The 13278-nt window shown below is 45.1% G+C and carries 16 protein-coding genes and 1 pseudogene; 15 read left to right on the top strand and 2 right to left on the bottom strand.

The genetic code is table 11. The features are described from left to right. The first annotated feature begins 62 nt into the window (after nt 1-62). The 7 genes from QGT46_RS01750 (at nt 63) to QGT46_RS01720 (ending at nt 5309) form a co-directional block, all read left to right on the top strand. Nucleotides 63-995 (top strand): magnesium transporter CorA family protein, encoded by a 933-nt coding sequence (locus tag QGT46_RS01750; protein ID WP_022260798.1) that lies wholly within the window; start codon nt 63-65, stop codon nt 993-995. Nucleotides 996-1007: 12 nt separating this feature from the next. Then, complete coding sequence (locus QGT46_RS01745) at nt 1008-1892, top strand: rhomboid family intramembrane serine protease (RefSeq protein ID WP_148459045.1); 885 nt, start codon at nt 1008-1010, stop codon at nt 1890-1892. A 60-nt stretch (nt 1893-1952) separates the two neighbouring features. Beyond that, on the top strand, nt 1953-3386 hold the full coding sequence (pyk, locus tag QGT46_RS01740) for a pyruvate kinase (protein WP_301589312.1): 1434 nt from the start codon (nt 1953-1955) through the stop codon (nt 3384-3386). A gap of 48 nt (nt 3387-3434) precedes the next feature. After that, on the top strand, nt 3435-3746 hold the full coding sequence (locus QGT46_RS01735; RefSeq protein WP_024727033.1) for a hypothetical protein: 312 nt from the start codon (nt 3435-3437) through the stop codon (nt 3744-3746). A gap of 4 nt (nt 3747-3750) precedes the next feature. Continuing rightward, entirely contained in the window at nt 3751-4671 is a 921-nt protein-coding gene (locus tag QGT46_RS01730) for a DUF2953 domain-containing protein (RefSeq protein ID WP_148459047.1), read from the top strand. A gap of 4 nt (nt 4672-4675) precedes the next feature. Then, a complete protein-coding gene (locus tag QGT46_RS01725) occupies nt 4676-5053 on the top strand; it encodes a GerW family sporulation protein (RefSeq protein WP_024727035.1) in 378 nt (125 codons plus the stop codon). A gap of 118 nt (nt 5054-5171) precedes the next feature. Continuing rightward, nucleotides 5172-5309: a hypothetical protein gene (locus QGT46_RS01720; RefSeq protein ID WP_006565877.1), complete on the top strand. Its 138-nt coding sequence runs from the start codon at nt 5172-5174 to the stop codon at nt 5307-5309. An 87-nt stretch (nt 5310-5396) separates the two neighbouring features. On the opposite strand, the gene rpmB is transcribed toward QGT46_RS01720, so the two are convergent. Next, nucleotides 5397-5582, bottom strand: coding sequence for a 50S ribosomal protein L28 (gene rpmB, locus QGT46_RS01715; RefSeq protein WP_006565876.1), 186 nt, complete (start codon nt 5580-5582; stop codon nt 5397-5399). A 190-nt stretch (nt 5583-5772) separates the two neighbouring features. On the opposite strand from rpmB, the gene QGT46_RS01710 reads away from it, so the two are divergent. The 8 genes and pseudogenes from QGT46_RS01710 (at nt 5773) to QGT46_RS01675 (ending at nt 12386) form a co-directional block, all read left to right on the top strand. Next, the gene (locus QGT46_RS01710; RefSeq protein WP_148459048.1) at nt 5773-6129 is read left to right on the top strand and encodes an Asp23/Gls24 family envelope stress response protein; all 357 of its coding nucleotides are present in this window, start codon (nt 5773-5775) and stop codon (nt 6127-6129) included. 17 nt (nt 6130-6146) lie between these two features. Beyond that, the gene (locus tag QGT46_RS01705; protein WP_148459049.1) at nt 6147-7787 is read left to right on the top strand and encodes a DAK2 domain-containing protein; all 1641 of its coding nucleotides are present in this window, start codon (nt 6147-6149) and stop codon (nt 7785-7787) included. An 89-nt stretch (nt 7788-7876) separates the two neighbouring features. Further along, nucleotides 7877-9907: an ATP-dependent DNA helicase RecG gene (gene recG / locus QGT46_RS01700; protein ID WP_148459050.1), complete on the top strand. Its 2031-nt coding sequence runs from the start codon at nt 7877-7879 to the stop codon at nt 9905-9907. Nucleotides 9908-9919: 12 nt separating this feature from the next. Then, nucleotides 9920-10192 carry an acylphosphatase gene (locus QGT46_RS01695; RefSeq protein WP_024727039.1) on the top strand — a complete coding sequence of 91 codons (273 nt, stop codon included), beginning with the start codon at nt 9920-9922 and terminating at the stop codon, nt 10190-10192. Nucleotides 10193-10305: 113 nt separating this feature from the next. After that, nucleotides 10306-10530, top strand: coding sequence for an alpha/beta-type small acid-soluble spore protein (locus QGT46_RS01690; RefSeq protein ID WP_006565871.1), 225 nt, complete (start codon nt 10306-10308; stop codon nt 10528-10530). Nucleotides 10531-10710: 180 nt separating this feature from the next. Continuing rightward, nucleotides 10711-11283: pseudogene (rsmD, locus tag QGT46_RS01685) on the top strand (16S rRNA (guanine(966)-N(2))-methyltransferase RsmD); the annotation flags it as partial. A 3-nt stretch (nt 11284-11286) separates the two neighbouring features. Further along, on the top strand, nt 11287-11784 hold the full coding sequence (gene coaD, locus QGT46_RS01680; RefSeq protein WP_024727041.1) for a pantetheine-phosphate adenylyltransferase: 498 nt from the start codon (nt 11287-11289) through the stop codon (nt 11782-11784). Then, nucleotides 11781-12386, top strand: a complete 606-nt coding sequence (locus QGT46_RS01675) for a hypothetical protein (RefSeq protein WP_024727042.1) — start codon at nt 11781-11783, stop codon at nt 12384-12386. The genes coaD and QGT46_RS01675 overlap by 4 nt, the downstream gene beginning before the upstream one ends. On the opposite strand, the gene QGT46_RS01670 is transcribed toward QGT46_RS01675, so the two are convergent. Further along, on the bottom strand, nt 12369-13277 hold the full coding sequence (locus QGT46_RS01670) for a sporulation protein (protein ID WP_024727043.1): 909 nt from the start codon (nt 13275-13277) through the stop codon (nt 12369-12371). The genes QGT46_RS01675 and QGT46_RS01670 overlap by 18 nt on opposite strands. Nucleotide 13278 lies beyond the last annotated feature (1 nt).

Genomic DNA, 13278 nt, shown 5'->3' with positions numbered 1-13278 from the left:
CGTGGAAAACAGGCGGATGATCTCATCTGCCTGTGACCGCAGCGGAGTGGAAGGAGACTCAAATGATACAGATTTTTCGGACAATGGACGGCCGGATCAATGAAATATCTGAGCCCATAGAGGGCTGCTGGATTTCCGTGGTAGACCCAACGGCCACTGAGCTGGTGGAACTCTCCCAGAAGTACCAGATCGATCTGGATCATTTAAAAGCACCGCTGGATGAAGAAGAGCGCTCACGTATCGAAGTTGAGGACAACTATACGCTGATCATCGTGGACGTGCCGATCACAGAGGAGAGAAAAGAGAAGAACTATTTCGTGACGATTCCATGCGGGATCATATTGACGGAACTGTGCCTGATCACCATCTGTCTGATGGACACGCCGGTGCTCTCTAATTTTAAAGAGGGAAGGGTACGGAATTTCTGGACATATAAGAAGACCAGATTTATCCTGCAGATCCTGTTTCGGAATGCATCCCTTTATCTTCAGTACCTGCGGATCATCGATAAAAAAAGTGACGAAGTCGAAAAACAGCTCCATATATCTACGAAGAACCAGGAGCTCATCGAGCTTTTGGAACTGGAAAAGTCACTGGTTTATTTCTCAACATCACTGAGGGGAAATGAACTGGTATTAGAGCGCCTGTTAAAGATTGAAAAGATCAAACAGTATCCGGAAGATGAGGAACTGCTTGATGACGTTATCATTGAGAACAAGCAGGCGATCGAGATGTCGGATATTTACAGTAATATTTTAAGCGGTACGATGGACGCCTATGCGTCTGTTATCTCCAATAACCTGAACATCGTTATGAAGGTTCTGGCGGTTATCACGATCGTCATGTCCATACCGACCATGATCGCAAGCTTTTGGGGAATGAACGTGCCTGTGCCGTTTGCGGACAGCCCATTCGGATTTTTCGGACTGGTAGGGGTGTCTTTGGTGCTGACAGTGATCGGAAGTATTGTATTAGGAAAGAAAAAAACATTTTAGGAAAGGTTTCTTATGAATTGGTTAAATAAGCTGGAGAGGAAGTTTGGACGGTTTTCTATTCCGGGACTTCCAAAGTATATTATTCTTTTATATGTCGTAGGGATCATGGTACAGTTTGCCGCGCCGGAGCTGTACAGTCAGTTTACACTGAATCCATACCTTATACTGCACGGACAAGTCTGGAGGATTTTTACGTTCCTTCTGATCGCACCGTCTACCAATTTGTTCTTTATGATTTTTGTACTGCTGTTTTATTATTCTATCGCTTCATTGCTGGAACAGGTCTGGGGGAGTTTCCGATTTACCATGTACTATATGATCGGTGTGCTTGGGACCATTTCAGGAGCGTTTCTTACATACCTGATCCTTGTCTTATCAGGGGGAGAGTTTAATGCCATGTTTGTGCAGATGGACACCTTCTATCTGAATTTATCTCTGTTTTTGGCCTATGCCATGATGTTCCCGGACATGCAGGTATTGTTTTACATGATCATTCCAATGAAGGTAAAGTGGCTGGCATATCTTGACGCCGCATACCTGTTTTATACATTTTTTATTGCAACAGACTTTACAGTTACGGGAATTTCGATTAAAGTATCAATAGTAGTCGCTTTGCTGAATTTTGTTCTGTTCTTTTTCTCAACGAAAAAGATGAAGGCAAAGGGTGCCATGTTTGGCCAGAAGGTGCGGCAGAGAAAGCGGAAAGCGAGTTTCGGGGAATCTGCCGGACACGCGGAGCCGAAAAAGAACGGCGCCAGGCATGAATGCGCTGTCTGCCACCGGACAGAATTGGATGATCCCACATTGGAATTCCGCTACTGCTCTAAGTGTGAAGGCAATTATGAATACTGCCAGGATCATTTGTTTACACACGTCCATGTGAAAAAAGACAAATAAGGAAATAATTAATTTTTATAGATTAATTTATTATACATTGTTATGAAAAGGAGATTAACTATGCTGACGAAAAAAACAAAAATTGTTTGCACAATGGGTCCTGCGACGGATGACGACGCGGTGCTCAAACAGCTGATGCTGGAAGGAATGGATATTGCGAGACTAAATTTCTCACATGGTGACCATGAAGAACAGCTTGGAAGGATTAAGAGGATTAAAAGATTCCGTGAAGAACTGAATATTCCGATTGCGATTTTATTGGATACAAAGGGACCGGAAATCCGTACCGGACTTTTGGATACAGACGGAGACGTAGAATTAAAAGAGGGACAGGAGTTTGTCCTGACCACAAGAGATATCAAAGGAAATGATTCTATCGTAGGGATTACATACGAAGAACTTCCTCAGGACGTAGCAGAAGGCAACACGATCCTGATCGACGACGGTCTGATCGAACTGAGAGTCAAAGAGATCAAAGACGGGACAGATATCGTATGTGATATTATCAACGGCGGATTCTTAGGAAGCCGCAAAGGTGTCAACGTGCCGAATGTGCGTGTAAATCTTCCTTCTATCACAGAAAAAGATAAGAGCGACATTGAATTCGGACTGGAAAACGGCATTGATTTTATCGCTGCCTCTTTCATCCGCAACGCTGACGCAGTCAATGAAATCAAAGAAATTGTAAAAGCTCACAACCTGGAAGTGGGTGTCATCTCCAAGATCGAAAATGTAGAAGGTGTAGAAAATATCGAGTCCATTATCCAGGCTTCCGACGGGATCATGGTAGCCCGAGGTGATTTAGGTGTGGAGATTCCTGCAGAGGAAGTTCCTTTCATGCAGAAAGCCATCATCAAAAAATGCAACAACGCATTTAAACCGGTTATCACGGCTACACAGATGCTGGATTCCATGATCCGCAACCCGCGTCCTACGAGAGCAGAAGTAACAGACGTTGCCAATGCTATCTATGACGGCACTGATGCGATCATGCTTTCCGGAGAGACCGCAAAAGGGAAATACCCTGTGGAAGCAGTCAGGATGATGAATCAGATCGCTATTTCTACGGAGCTTCATCTGGATACGAAGATCAAGGATTTCCGCTCTATCTATGTGAACCGGGGAATCTCAGCGGCAGTTGCCTATTCTGCAGTACAGACTGCGCATAACATCAATGCAAAATGTATTCTGGCTTCCAGCATGTCCGGATTTACGGCAAGGATCGTATCCAAGTTCAAACCGGATGCACAGATCATCGGATTATCTCCGGATGAGGCGGTTGTGCGTAAAATGCAGCTTTACTGGGGTGTGCGTCCATTCAAATCTCACAAAGCATCATCAACGAGGGAACTTTTGGATGAGGCTACGGAAATCGTAACGAGTGCAGATCTGGCACAGGAGAATGATATTCTCGTTCTGACCGGAGGCGGTCCGGCAGACCACCGCGGAAAAGGTGTGACCAACATGCTGAAAGTTGTAAAGATCGGCGAATAAAAAGGATCAGGGGGTGTGAAAACATCCCCTTTTTGGTAAGGTGAATATATGAAGGCTGCTGAAAAGTTTTACATATCGGAAATTTTAACGATAACGAAAGAAAAGTTAATAAAGCGGATTGTAAAAGGAAAGAGCATTCCTTCGCTGTATTGTATTACGCTTCCGCTTGGAAACGTAGGAGTGCTGGAGATTTACGAATACCGGGAACTGCTGAAAGATTATTATCGGCAAAGGGATGTCACGGTTGTGGGATGTGCCGTGTCAAAACAGGATGCCTTCGTGGTACTCAGAAGGATTGTGGAAGACATCAGACAGCAGGATTCTATGTTTCGGATACCGGAATTTTTTGAAGAGGAGTGAGACGATGGCAGTTTTATGGATTATTATAAAAATCATAGGAATCCTTCTGCTCTGTATCCTCGTGTTCCTGTTTCTGATCTTGTTCGCACCGGCAGGCTATCGCGCCCGGGGAGTTTACAATGACTGCGGGAAATGGGCCAAAGGCCGGGTATCATGGCTTTTCTTCTTTCTCCGCATGAAGGTGTCATGGAAAGAGGGAGAAGAACCGGCAGTTTCTTTTAGAATTCTGGGATTTCCCGTCTATCACTCGAATGAAGAAAGATGGTCGCTGCTCAACAGGAAGGCGGCTGAAGATGTGGTAGAAATCAGGGAATCTGGGAAGGATATAAGAGACCGGACAGAAGTGCCCCGGGAAGAAACCGGACAATCGGCTGATCCTGATCCGGAGACAGGTTTTTCAGGAGATATTCTGGATTATACCGGAGACGGCGAAGAGTTTGAATCTGTCACAGAGGAACCGCCCGGAAAGCAGCCGTTCAGAAAAAGGGTGAAAAGTTTCTTCCAAAGATGCTATAATACAGGTAAGCGTCTGTATCGGAGATTAAGAGGCGCCTTAAAACAGGCAGAATCTTTCAAAGAACTGCTGGGAGATGAGGAATTGATCCACGTCGTCAAACGCTTATTTGGATATGGGAAAAAAGGGATCAGGCATTTTCTGCCGAAGAAATTTTCGGGAGACGTGGCCTTCGGCTTTGATGATCCCTCTATGACAGGACAGACACTTGCTGCTGTCAGTGTTTTTATGCCGCTGTTTAACGACAGACTGTCTGTGGAGCCGGACTTTACGGAAGCCAGATTTGAGGCTGCACTGACAGTTTCAGGCCGGATATACGCGTTTCATTTTCTGAAGATCTTATGGGATGTTTACCGGGATAAGGAGCTTTGGAGACAGAAGGAACGTATTATGAGAACAATAGGAGGTTAGTTTTATGAACAAAGAAAAGTTTAATGAGACCGTGGACTCGTTATTTCAGGGAATCGAAGGATTTATGACTTCAAAGACAGTGGTCGGAGATCCTATTTATGTGAAGGACACGATCATTCTGCCTCTGGTAGACGTATCTTTTGGCATGGGAGCCGGGGATTACCGCGGAGACAGGAAAGCCAGGGGATACGGAGGTATCGGGGGCAAGATGACGCCAAGCGCGGTTCTCGTGATCAGAGACGGGCAGACGAAGCTTGTAAACGTCAAGAATCAGGAGACCATCACGAAGCTTTTGGATATGGTGCCGGATGTGATCGATAAATTTGCGAAAAAAGAAGAGACACTGGAAGATATAGTGGAAGACTTGGAAAACGAACGATAACCTCCCTGCTTTAAAATACCTTGTATGAACAGAAATCTGTAATACAGGGTATTTTTTATTCAATACTTTGTGTTGTTCTGCATATACTAGCTAATAAGCTTAAATTAGGTGTGTATGTATGAAACGTGTTTGCGGAGTTGCTTTTTTCTTTTTCGGCCTCGGGCTGTTTATCGGAATGTTCATCCAAAGAGATTTTACACAGTTTGCCATGACAGGAGTCAGCATCACGCTGTCCTATTTTCTGTTTTTTCAGTAAATTTTTCGGCAAAGAGAGCCGGGGAGAAGATAATGAAAAAAAGAGCCGGATATTCCAGCTCCCTAGGTTTATAATAATCGGGAAAGATTACGCTCTTTCGACTTTACCTGATCTCAGACAAGAAGTACAAACGTACATTTTTTTAGCTGCACCGTTTACCTTCACTCTTACAGATTTGATATTTGATTTCCACATCTTATTTGATCTTCTATGTGAATGACTGACTGCATTACCAAAATGAGCGCCTTTTCCGCAGATAGCACATTTTGCCATGTTAGCACCTCCTTAACTCGATCTTATCCCTCTCTGGGACTGACAACTATTTTATTCTACCAGATTGATTTCTAAAAATCAAGAAGAAATTCTCTTTTCTTTTTCATAGGTAAATAGTATAATCTAAGTAGCGTTCCGGGTAAAATGAGCTGTGTGGGCGCACAAGAATACGAAGTATGGAGGTAAAGCGATGAAAGGACATATGAACACGAAGAACGGCGAAATTTCTATCGAAAATCAAGTGATTGCCAAGTATGCCGGGATTTGTGCCCTTGGTTGTTTTGGTATTGTCGGCATGGCAATGGTCAATATGAAAGACGGAATCGTAAAGCTGCTGACTAGAGATAATATAAGAAAAGGTGTTTTTGTTTCTGTGAAGAACAACAAAATTTCCATAGATTTTCACATTATTGTTTCTTATGGTGTATCCATTTCTGCGGTGGCGGACAACCTGATGTCTTCTGTGAAGTACCAGGTAGAAGAGTTCACCAGTCTGGAAGTAGAACGGATCAATGTATACGTTGAGGGTGTGAAAGATATAGGATAATTACGGAGGCAGGATAAATGAAGCAGATTGACGCGGCTTTGCTCAAAAAGATGTTTATCGGCGGAGCGAAGAGACTGGAAGCTCAAAAAGAGCATATTAACGAATTGAATGTATTCCCGGTGCCGGACGGCGATACGGGAACCAATATGACGATGACGATCATGTCGGCGGCAAAAGAAGTCGGTGCGATTGAAGATCCTACTATCGAGGAGCTGGCAAAGGCTATCTCGGGTGGATCATTAAGAGGAGCCAGAGGAAACTCAGGGGTGATTCTGTCCCAGCTGTTTCGGGGCTTTACAAAACAGATCAAATATTTGGACAGACTGACAACCAGAGATGTGGCGGCGGGATTTAAGAAGGCTGTGGATACTGCCTACAAGGCGGTTATGAAGCCGAAAGAGGGAACGATCCTCACCGTTGCCAAGGCGGCTGCAGACAGCGCATTGAGATCGGCAAAGAAGACAGACGATTTTGAAGAGTTTGCCCGGAATGTCATGCAGGAAGCCAATACAGCACTTCAGATGACACCGGAGATGCTGCCTGTTTTAAAAGAAGCCGGGGTCGTGGATTCCGGCGGACAGGGACTCTTGGAAGTTCTTCAGGGAGCCTATGATGTTCTGCTCGGAAAGGAAGTAGATCTGAAAGTTGAAGCAGTTTCCAAACCGGTGCAAAAACCGATGGGAGCCGTATCCGGAGAGACAGCGGATATTACGTTCGGATATTGTACAGAGTTTATTGTCATGCTGGAAAGAGAATTTGGTTCGGCGCAGGAACAGGAGTTTAAAGATTATCTGACCGGTATGGGAGACTCCATTGTAGTTGTGGCGGATGAAGACATCGTGAAAGTGCATGTCCACACGAATCATCCGGGCAAGGCTATTGAAAAGGGACTTTCTTACGGTGCACTGACCAGCATGAAGATCGACAACATGCGGGAAGAGCATGAGGAGCGTCTGAATCTAACCCGTCAGGCAGAGGAAAAGAAAACGGCTCCTAGAAAGGATATGGGATTCGTTGCGGTTTCGATCGGACGCGGCCTCAACGACATTTTCAGGGAATTGGGTGCAGATTATCTGATAGAAGGCGGACAGACCATGAATCCGAGCACGGAAGATATGCTCAATGCAATCGGACAGGTCAATGCGGATCATGTGTTCATCCTGCCGAATAATAAAAATATTATATTGGCTGCCCAGCAGGCGAAAGCCCTGGTGGAAGATAAAGAGATCATTATCATTCCAACCAAGACTGTACCGCAGGGTATTTCTGCTTTGATTGCATTTGAGGCGGAGAGCAGTGTGGAAGAGAATGAGGCTGCCATGACCGAGATGATGAACGGCGTAAAAACCGGAGAAGTCACCTATGCAGTCCGTGATACGACCATTGACGGCAAGACGATCAAAGTCGATGACATTATGGGAATTGACGACAACGGCATTCAGGAAGTTGGGAATGATGTAGAGGTGGTGACGCTGGGACTCCTTCGCAGTATGGTGGACAAGGAAAGCGAACTGATCTGTATATATTACGGGAATGAGACGCCGGAGGAGAAGGCTGTGCAGCTTTCTAAAAAGGCAGAGGAACTGTATCCGGACTGTGAAGTCCAGATGGAATATGGAGGACAGCCAATTTATTATTTCCTGCTGTCTGTAGAATAAGAAAAGAATGGACAATCAAAAGGGAGCAGATGCTGTTCCCTTTTCCTTTTTCATAGGGAGGTCCACATTTATAAAGGAGTAGTTGATTTATGAACGGGGATACAAATATCCAATGCCTGAAGGGGATCGGTGAAAAAACATATAACGGATTTAAAAAGCTGGGAGTCGAGAATGTGGACAGCCTGATCACCATGTATCCCAGATATTATCTGACTTATGAAGATCCTGTCCTGCTCTCTGAACTGACGGCAGGGGAGAGAGCCGCGGTTCAGGTGAGGATTACATCAGATGTGAATATCCGATACGTAAGAGGATTAAAGATTGTCTCCTGTCTCGGAAGGGACAGTTCAGGCACTATGACATTTACCTGGTTTAATATGCCATACTTAAAAAAACAGATCCACCGGGGAGAGGATTATATCTTCGTGGGTACACCGGTATTTAAAAACGGACGCCTGATGATGGAGCACCCGGAGATTTTTAAAGAGGAGGATTACAGCGCAAAACAGCAGACCTTACAGCCGGTCTATCCGCTGACTTCGGGAATTACGAATAAAACAGTCAGCAAGGCTGTCATGCAGACCGAGGAGTATATAAAGGAGATCCGGGAGTATCTGCCGGAGCAGATCCTTCAAAAATACCGTCCAATGGATTACAGCGAGGCCATCTGGAATGTTCATTTTCCAAAAGATAAGCAGACACTGGTAGAAGCAAAAAAAAGACTGATCTTTGATGAGTTTTTTATCTTTATGGCAGGGATGAACCTGATGAAACAGGAGCACCGGGAGGAAAAAAACCGTTATCTGATCCCGGTATGCGGCGAGGCGGACAGGCTTATCAAGTCACTTCCTTATGAACTGACCGGAGCACAGAAAAGGGCTCTTTTGGAGATGCAGAAGGATTTAATGGGAGAGAAGGTCATGAACCGCCTCGTGCAGGGGGACGTGGGATCAGGGAAGACGATCCTTGCGGTGATCCTTCTTTTGATGTGCGCGAAGGCCGGGTATCAGGGCGTTCTGATGGCTCCTACGGAAGTACTTGCAAGCCAGCACTACGAGACTTTCCAGGAACTTCTTGGACCGTTCGGCGTGTCTGCGGCACTGCTCACAGGCTCTGCAAAGGCAAAAGAAAAGAGAGAAATCTATCAGGGGATTAAAAACCATGAGTATGATATTGTCATCGGGACCCATGCCCTGATTCAGGATGCTGTGGAGTATGACCGGCTGGCCCTGGTCATCACGGATGAACAGCACAGGTTCGGGGTCCGGCAGAGAGAGATCCTCTCGAAGAAGGGGAAGGAGCCCCATGTCCTTGTCATGAGTGCCACGCCTATCCCGAGGACCCTGGCGATCATCATGTACGGCGATCTGGATGTGTCCATCATCGATGAGCTGCCGAAAAATCGTCTCCCTATTAAAAATTGTGTAGTCAATCAGAGTTACCGTCCGAACGCATATCGGTTTATGGAAAAGCAGGTGGCAGAGGGGCGGCAGGTCTATATCATCTGTCCGATGGTGGAGGAGAGCGAGGCCATGGAGGGTGAAAATGTGATCCAGTATGCCAATATGCTGAGAGAACAGTTTCCTCCCGGTGTACAGATCGGGGTGCTTCATGGTAAAATGAAACCAAAGGAAAAGCAGAAGATCATGGATGAATTTTCGGAGCAGAAAATCCACATCCTGGTGTCCACCACGGTCGTCGAGGTCGGTGTCAATGTGCCCAATGCCACGATCATGATGGTGGAAAACGCCGAACGATTCGGCCTCGCCCAGCTGCATCAGCTGAGAGGCAGGGTGGGGAGGGGAGAACACCAGTCCTATTGTATTTTCATGAGTGGAGCAAAAAAGAAAGAGACTATGGAGCGGTTGGAAGTGTTAAATAAGTCCAATGACGGATTTTACATTGCCAATCAGGATTTGAAACTCAGAGGTCCGGGAGACTTTTTCGGGGTCCGGCAGAGCGGGATGATGGATTTTGTCCTGGCCGATATTTATACCAACGCAGATCTTTTAAAACAGGCAAGCGATGCGGTACATCAGCTGTGTGAGGAAGGATTTGATTTCTCCACATTAAAAAACAGCCGACTGGAAAAACAGATTTCGCTTGCCAACAGGATATAAAGGAGGTTCGCTATGATTCGTGTACGTTTGCGGTTTACAGGAAGAGTCCAGGGAGTAGGATTCCGGTATTTTGCACAGATGAATGCTGCACAGTTTCATGTGACAGGCTGGGTGAAAAATATGTATGACGGTTCTGTCACCGCAGAAGCCCAGGGGACAAAAAAACAGATTGAAGATTTTATGGAAGCCATGAAACACGGACACAGATTTATGCGGATCGACCATGTAACAGTTGAAGAATGTCCGCTCAGTGAGGGAGAAAAGGACTTCAAAGTAAAGTATTAAACTTCCAAAGAAAAAAATGTTATTCCATGTAAAAACTCTCAGTGTATCTTTTGTATTATTAAACATACTATCTTCGTAACAAAAAACAACAAAAGAAACGGAGGTCTTTCAAAATGGAAGAACGTACTTCAGCAAACAGCAAAGGAAACAACAGAGTGGAAGTTCCAGAGGCTAGGGAAGCACTGGACAGATTCAAATTCGAGGTTGCTAATGAAATCGGTGTAGACTTAAAAGAAGGATACAACGGACATTTAACAACTGCTCAGGCAGGTTCTGTTGGAGGAGAAATGGTTCGTAAAATGATCCGCAGACAGGAAGAGGAAATGTCTGGCCGTTAGTTAACGGATTCAAACGAATCAGTTTTTACTCGTAATTTTGATGAGAGAACGAAAGAAAAAAGAGGAGCAATCAGAGCGTCAGTTCTGACTGCTCCTTTTGCATGGTGCAGGAATTTCTTTGTTATTTAGTTGACAAATTATCTGAATATAATACAATAGTAGGGAGAAAAAACGAAGGAAGATAAAAAAATGCGAGTGATTTCAGGAAAAGCCAGAAGTTTAAGGCTTAAAACAGTGGAAGGCATGGATACGAGACCGACACAGGACCGCATTAAGGAAACATTGTTTAATATGATCCAGCATGAACTTGCAGGAAAAGATTTTCTGGACTTGTTTGCGGGCAGCGGAGCCATTGGGATAGAGGCTCTGAGCAGGGGCTGTAAGCATGCTGTTTTTGTGGAAAACAATAAAAAGGCGGCTTCCTGCATTCAGGACAACCTGGTACATACGAAGCTTGCAGATGAAGCGCAGATCCTCGTGACAGATGTCATAAGTGCATTGAGGAAGCTTGGATCAGAGGGCCGGAAATTTGACTATATTTTTATGGACCCTCCTTATGACAGAGGAATGGAGAATGCAGTGCTTAACGAACTGGAGCATTCGGATCTCTTGAAGGAGAACGCCCTGGTCATTGCCGAATCCAGCTTACAGACAGAGATTCAAGATGAGATGTTTGAGTATCTCAAGGTTCTAAAGATAAAGGAATATAAAACTAATAAGCATACTTTTTTGCAAAAAGTGCAGGAGGGCTGAGAAATGAGCATCGCAGTGTATCCGGGAAGCTTTGACCCGGTAACTTATGGGCATTTGGATATTATTAAACGTTCTATCAGAGTTTTTGATAAACTGGTCATAGGGATTTTGCTGAACAGTGAAAAAAATCCGTTATTTTCGATGGAAGAAAGAGTGGAATTTCTCATGGAAGCCACAAAGGATATGGAGAATGTTGAGGTGAAATCTTTTTCCGGTCTGCTGGTGGACTTTGCAAGGGAAAACAACGCGGATATTACGGTCCGCGGGCTCCGCGCCGTCACAGATTTCGAGTATGAACTGCAGATCGCCCAGATCAATAATAAGCTGGACTCTAATCTGGATACGATGTTTTTTACTACAAGTACGGAATATGCATACTTGAGCTCTACAATCGTGAGGGAGATCGCATCCTATCATGGAGATGTCAGTGAACTGGTGCCTCCGTATGTGGAACAGAAGCTGAAGCAAAAATTTAGAGAAAGAATAGAGGGAGAAGCATGAGTGAGAAATATTTGCATGAAATGATCGATGATATTGAAATTTTGATCGATGAGGCCAAGCCGGCAAGGTTTAATCCGGGCAAAGTTGTCATTGACAGGGATGTGCTGATCACGGTCATCGAGGAGCTGAGAAAACAGATTCCGGGTGAGGTGGAGCGCAGCCGCAAGGTCATGATGAACAAAGATGCCATCTTGGAAGATGCCAGGATCAAGGCCCAGAATATCGTAGACCAGGCGGCCAGAGAAGCCGGAGAGCTGATTGATGAAAATGAGATCGTAGAGATGGCAAAAATGCGTGCGAAAGAGATTGAAGAGGCTGCTTTAAACCACGCAAATGATGTCATTCATAATGCCAATGAAGAGGCTGATCAGGTGAGATACGGCGCATTGCAGTACACGTGCGATATTATGGAAGATGTCCAGGACTACATAACAAAAGTAAAAGAGGGTCAGCAGAGCCTTTTTGAACAGCTTTTATCTACCTTAGACAGCGATATAGAGTCGATCAGCACCAACTATGAGGAAATCCGGCAGCAGCTTGACGGGGCTTCCCGGACGAAGGCGAGAACCGCCGAAGATTTCGTGTCACAGGAAGAGGAGTAGCATTCCGCTGCTTATGCAGGCAAAGAGCATCTTAAAAATTAGATAGCTTTTCATAGACAGCTGTGATTTTTGGCAGACGCTCTTGACCTGTGCCAGGCTGCACAGGCCGCCGAAAGAGCTGACGGCAAGGATTGCGGCTGCTTTTTGTCTGAAGCCCAGGGTCAGAAAACTTATATGAGAGATCCCTGTTGTGATCTCGAGCATTCCGATTACCGGTGCCGTGACATAGGAGGGGAGCATGCCGCTTTGGAGAAGAGAAGATACGATGGAGAATACCATGATAAAAATACCGATGGTAAAAATCGTCTTCAAACTGTCAAAAATAATCTCGTCAAAGGATTTGATCGCCGCAGTCCTCGGGTGTTTCTGATGCACGTGTAAAAATCCTGTACCTCTGAATTTCCAGAGGATGAAGATAAAGTACAGGAGATTGGGCGTATAAAGGCAGAAAAAATAAAGGGGTACATTAAGGGTCCCTTTTAAGATCAGGGTCAGCGTAAAGCCGATCGAAAACATCGGGCTTACATTGTTGCAGAGCACAAGAAGGGATTCCCCTTCTTTTTTTGTGTAGGAACCAGAAAGCACCAGATCGTTGATGATCTTGCCGCCCAGAGGATAGCCGCACAAGAAGCCAATCAGAATCGTATAGGCCAGGTCTTTGTTCAGCCATGGAAATATTTTAAACAGAGGATAAAACAAATAGGAAATATAGTGGACTGTCTGGTATTTCATCATAAGGTTTGTCAGAAGAAAAAATGGCAGGAGCGTGGGTACGATGGTTCCGGACCAGAGCAGCAGGCCGTTTTTGGCACCTGCTACGCACTGTTCCGGAAATAAAAATAGAAGGAACGCAGTTAAAATCAAACAAAACTGATAAAAGTATTTACCCATA

It is taken from the genome of Anaerostipes faecis, assembly GCF_910574135.1.
GTDB lineage: Bacteria > Bacillota > Clostridia > Lachnospirales > Lachnospiraceae > Anaerostipes > Anaerostipes hominis.
This window is presented reverse-complemented; position numbering and strand designations above follow the sequence as displayed.

Excerpts from the sequence above, each read along its gene's own strand:
- pyk (WP_301589312.1), top strand. The coding sequence starts at position 1,953 with ATGCTGACGAAAAAAACAAAAATTGTTTGCACAATGGGTCCTGCGACG.
- coaD (WP_024727041.1), top strand. The coding sequence starts at position 11,287 with ATGAGCATCGCAGTGTATCCGGGAAGCTTTGACCCGGTAACTTATGGG.
- QGT46_RS01750 (WP_022260798.1), top strand. The coding sequence starts at position 63 with ATGATACAGATTTTTCGGACAATGGACGGCCGGATCAATGAAATATCT.
- QGT46_RS01710 (WP_148459048.1), top strand. The coding sequence starts at position 5,773 with ATGAAAGGACATATGAACACGAAGAACGGCGAAATTTCTATCGAAAAT.
- QGT46_RS01695 (WP_024727039.1), top strand. The coding sequence starts at position 9,920 with ATGATTCGTGTACGTTTGCGGTTTACAGGAAGAGTCCAGGGAGTAGGA.
- QGT46_RS01725 (WP_024727035.1), top strand. The coding sequence starts at position 4,676 with ATGAACAAAGAAAAGTTTAATGAGACCGTGGACTCGTTATTTCAGGGA.
- QGT46_RS01670 (WP_024727043.1), bottom strand. The coding sequence starts at position 13,277 with ATGGGTAAATACTTTTATCAGTTTTGTTTGATTTTAACTGCGTTCCTT.
- recG (WP_148459050.1), top strand. The coding sequence starts at position 7,877 with ATGAACGGGGATACAAATATCCAATGCCTGAAGGGGATCGGTGAAAAA.
- QGT46_RS01745 (WP_148459045.1), top strand. The coding sequence starts at position 1,008 with ATGAATTGGTTAAATAAGCTGGAGAGGAAGTTTGGACGGTTTTCTATT.
- rpmB (WP_006565876.1), bottom strand. The coding sequence starts at position 5,582 with ATGGCAAAATGTGCTATCTGCGGAAAAGGCGCTCATTTTGGTAATGCA.
- QGT46_RS01735 (WP_024727033.1), top strand. The coding sequence starts at position 3,435 with ATGAAGGCTGCTGAAAAGTTTTACATATCGGAAATTTTAACGATAACG.
- QGT46_RS01730 (WP_148459047.1), top strand. The coding sequence starts at position 3,751 with ATGGCAGTTTTATGGATTATTATAAAAATCATAGGAATCCTTCTGCTC.
- QGT46_RS01720 (WP_006565877.1), top strand. The coding sequence starts at position 5,172 with ATGAAACGTGTTTGCGGAGTTGCTTTTTTCTTTTTCGGCCTCGGGCTG.
- QGT46_RS01690 (WP_006565871.1), top strand. The coding sequence starts at position 10,306 with ATGGAAGAACGTACTTCAGCAAACAGCAAAGGAAACAACAGAGTGGAA.
- QGT46_RS01705 (WP_148459049.1), top strand. The coding sequence starts at position 6,147 with ATGAAGCAGATTGACGCGGCTTTGCTCAAAAAGATGTTTATCGGCGGA.
- QGT46_RS01675 (WP_024727042.1), top strand. The coding sequence starts at position 11,781 with ATGAGTGAGAAATATTTGCATGAAATGATCGATGATATTGAAATTTTG.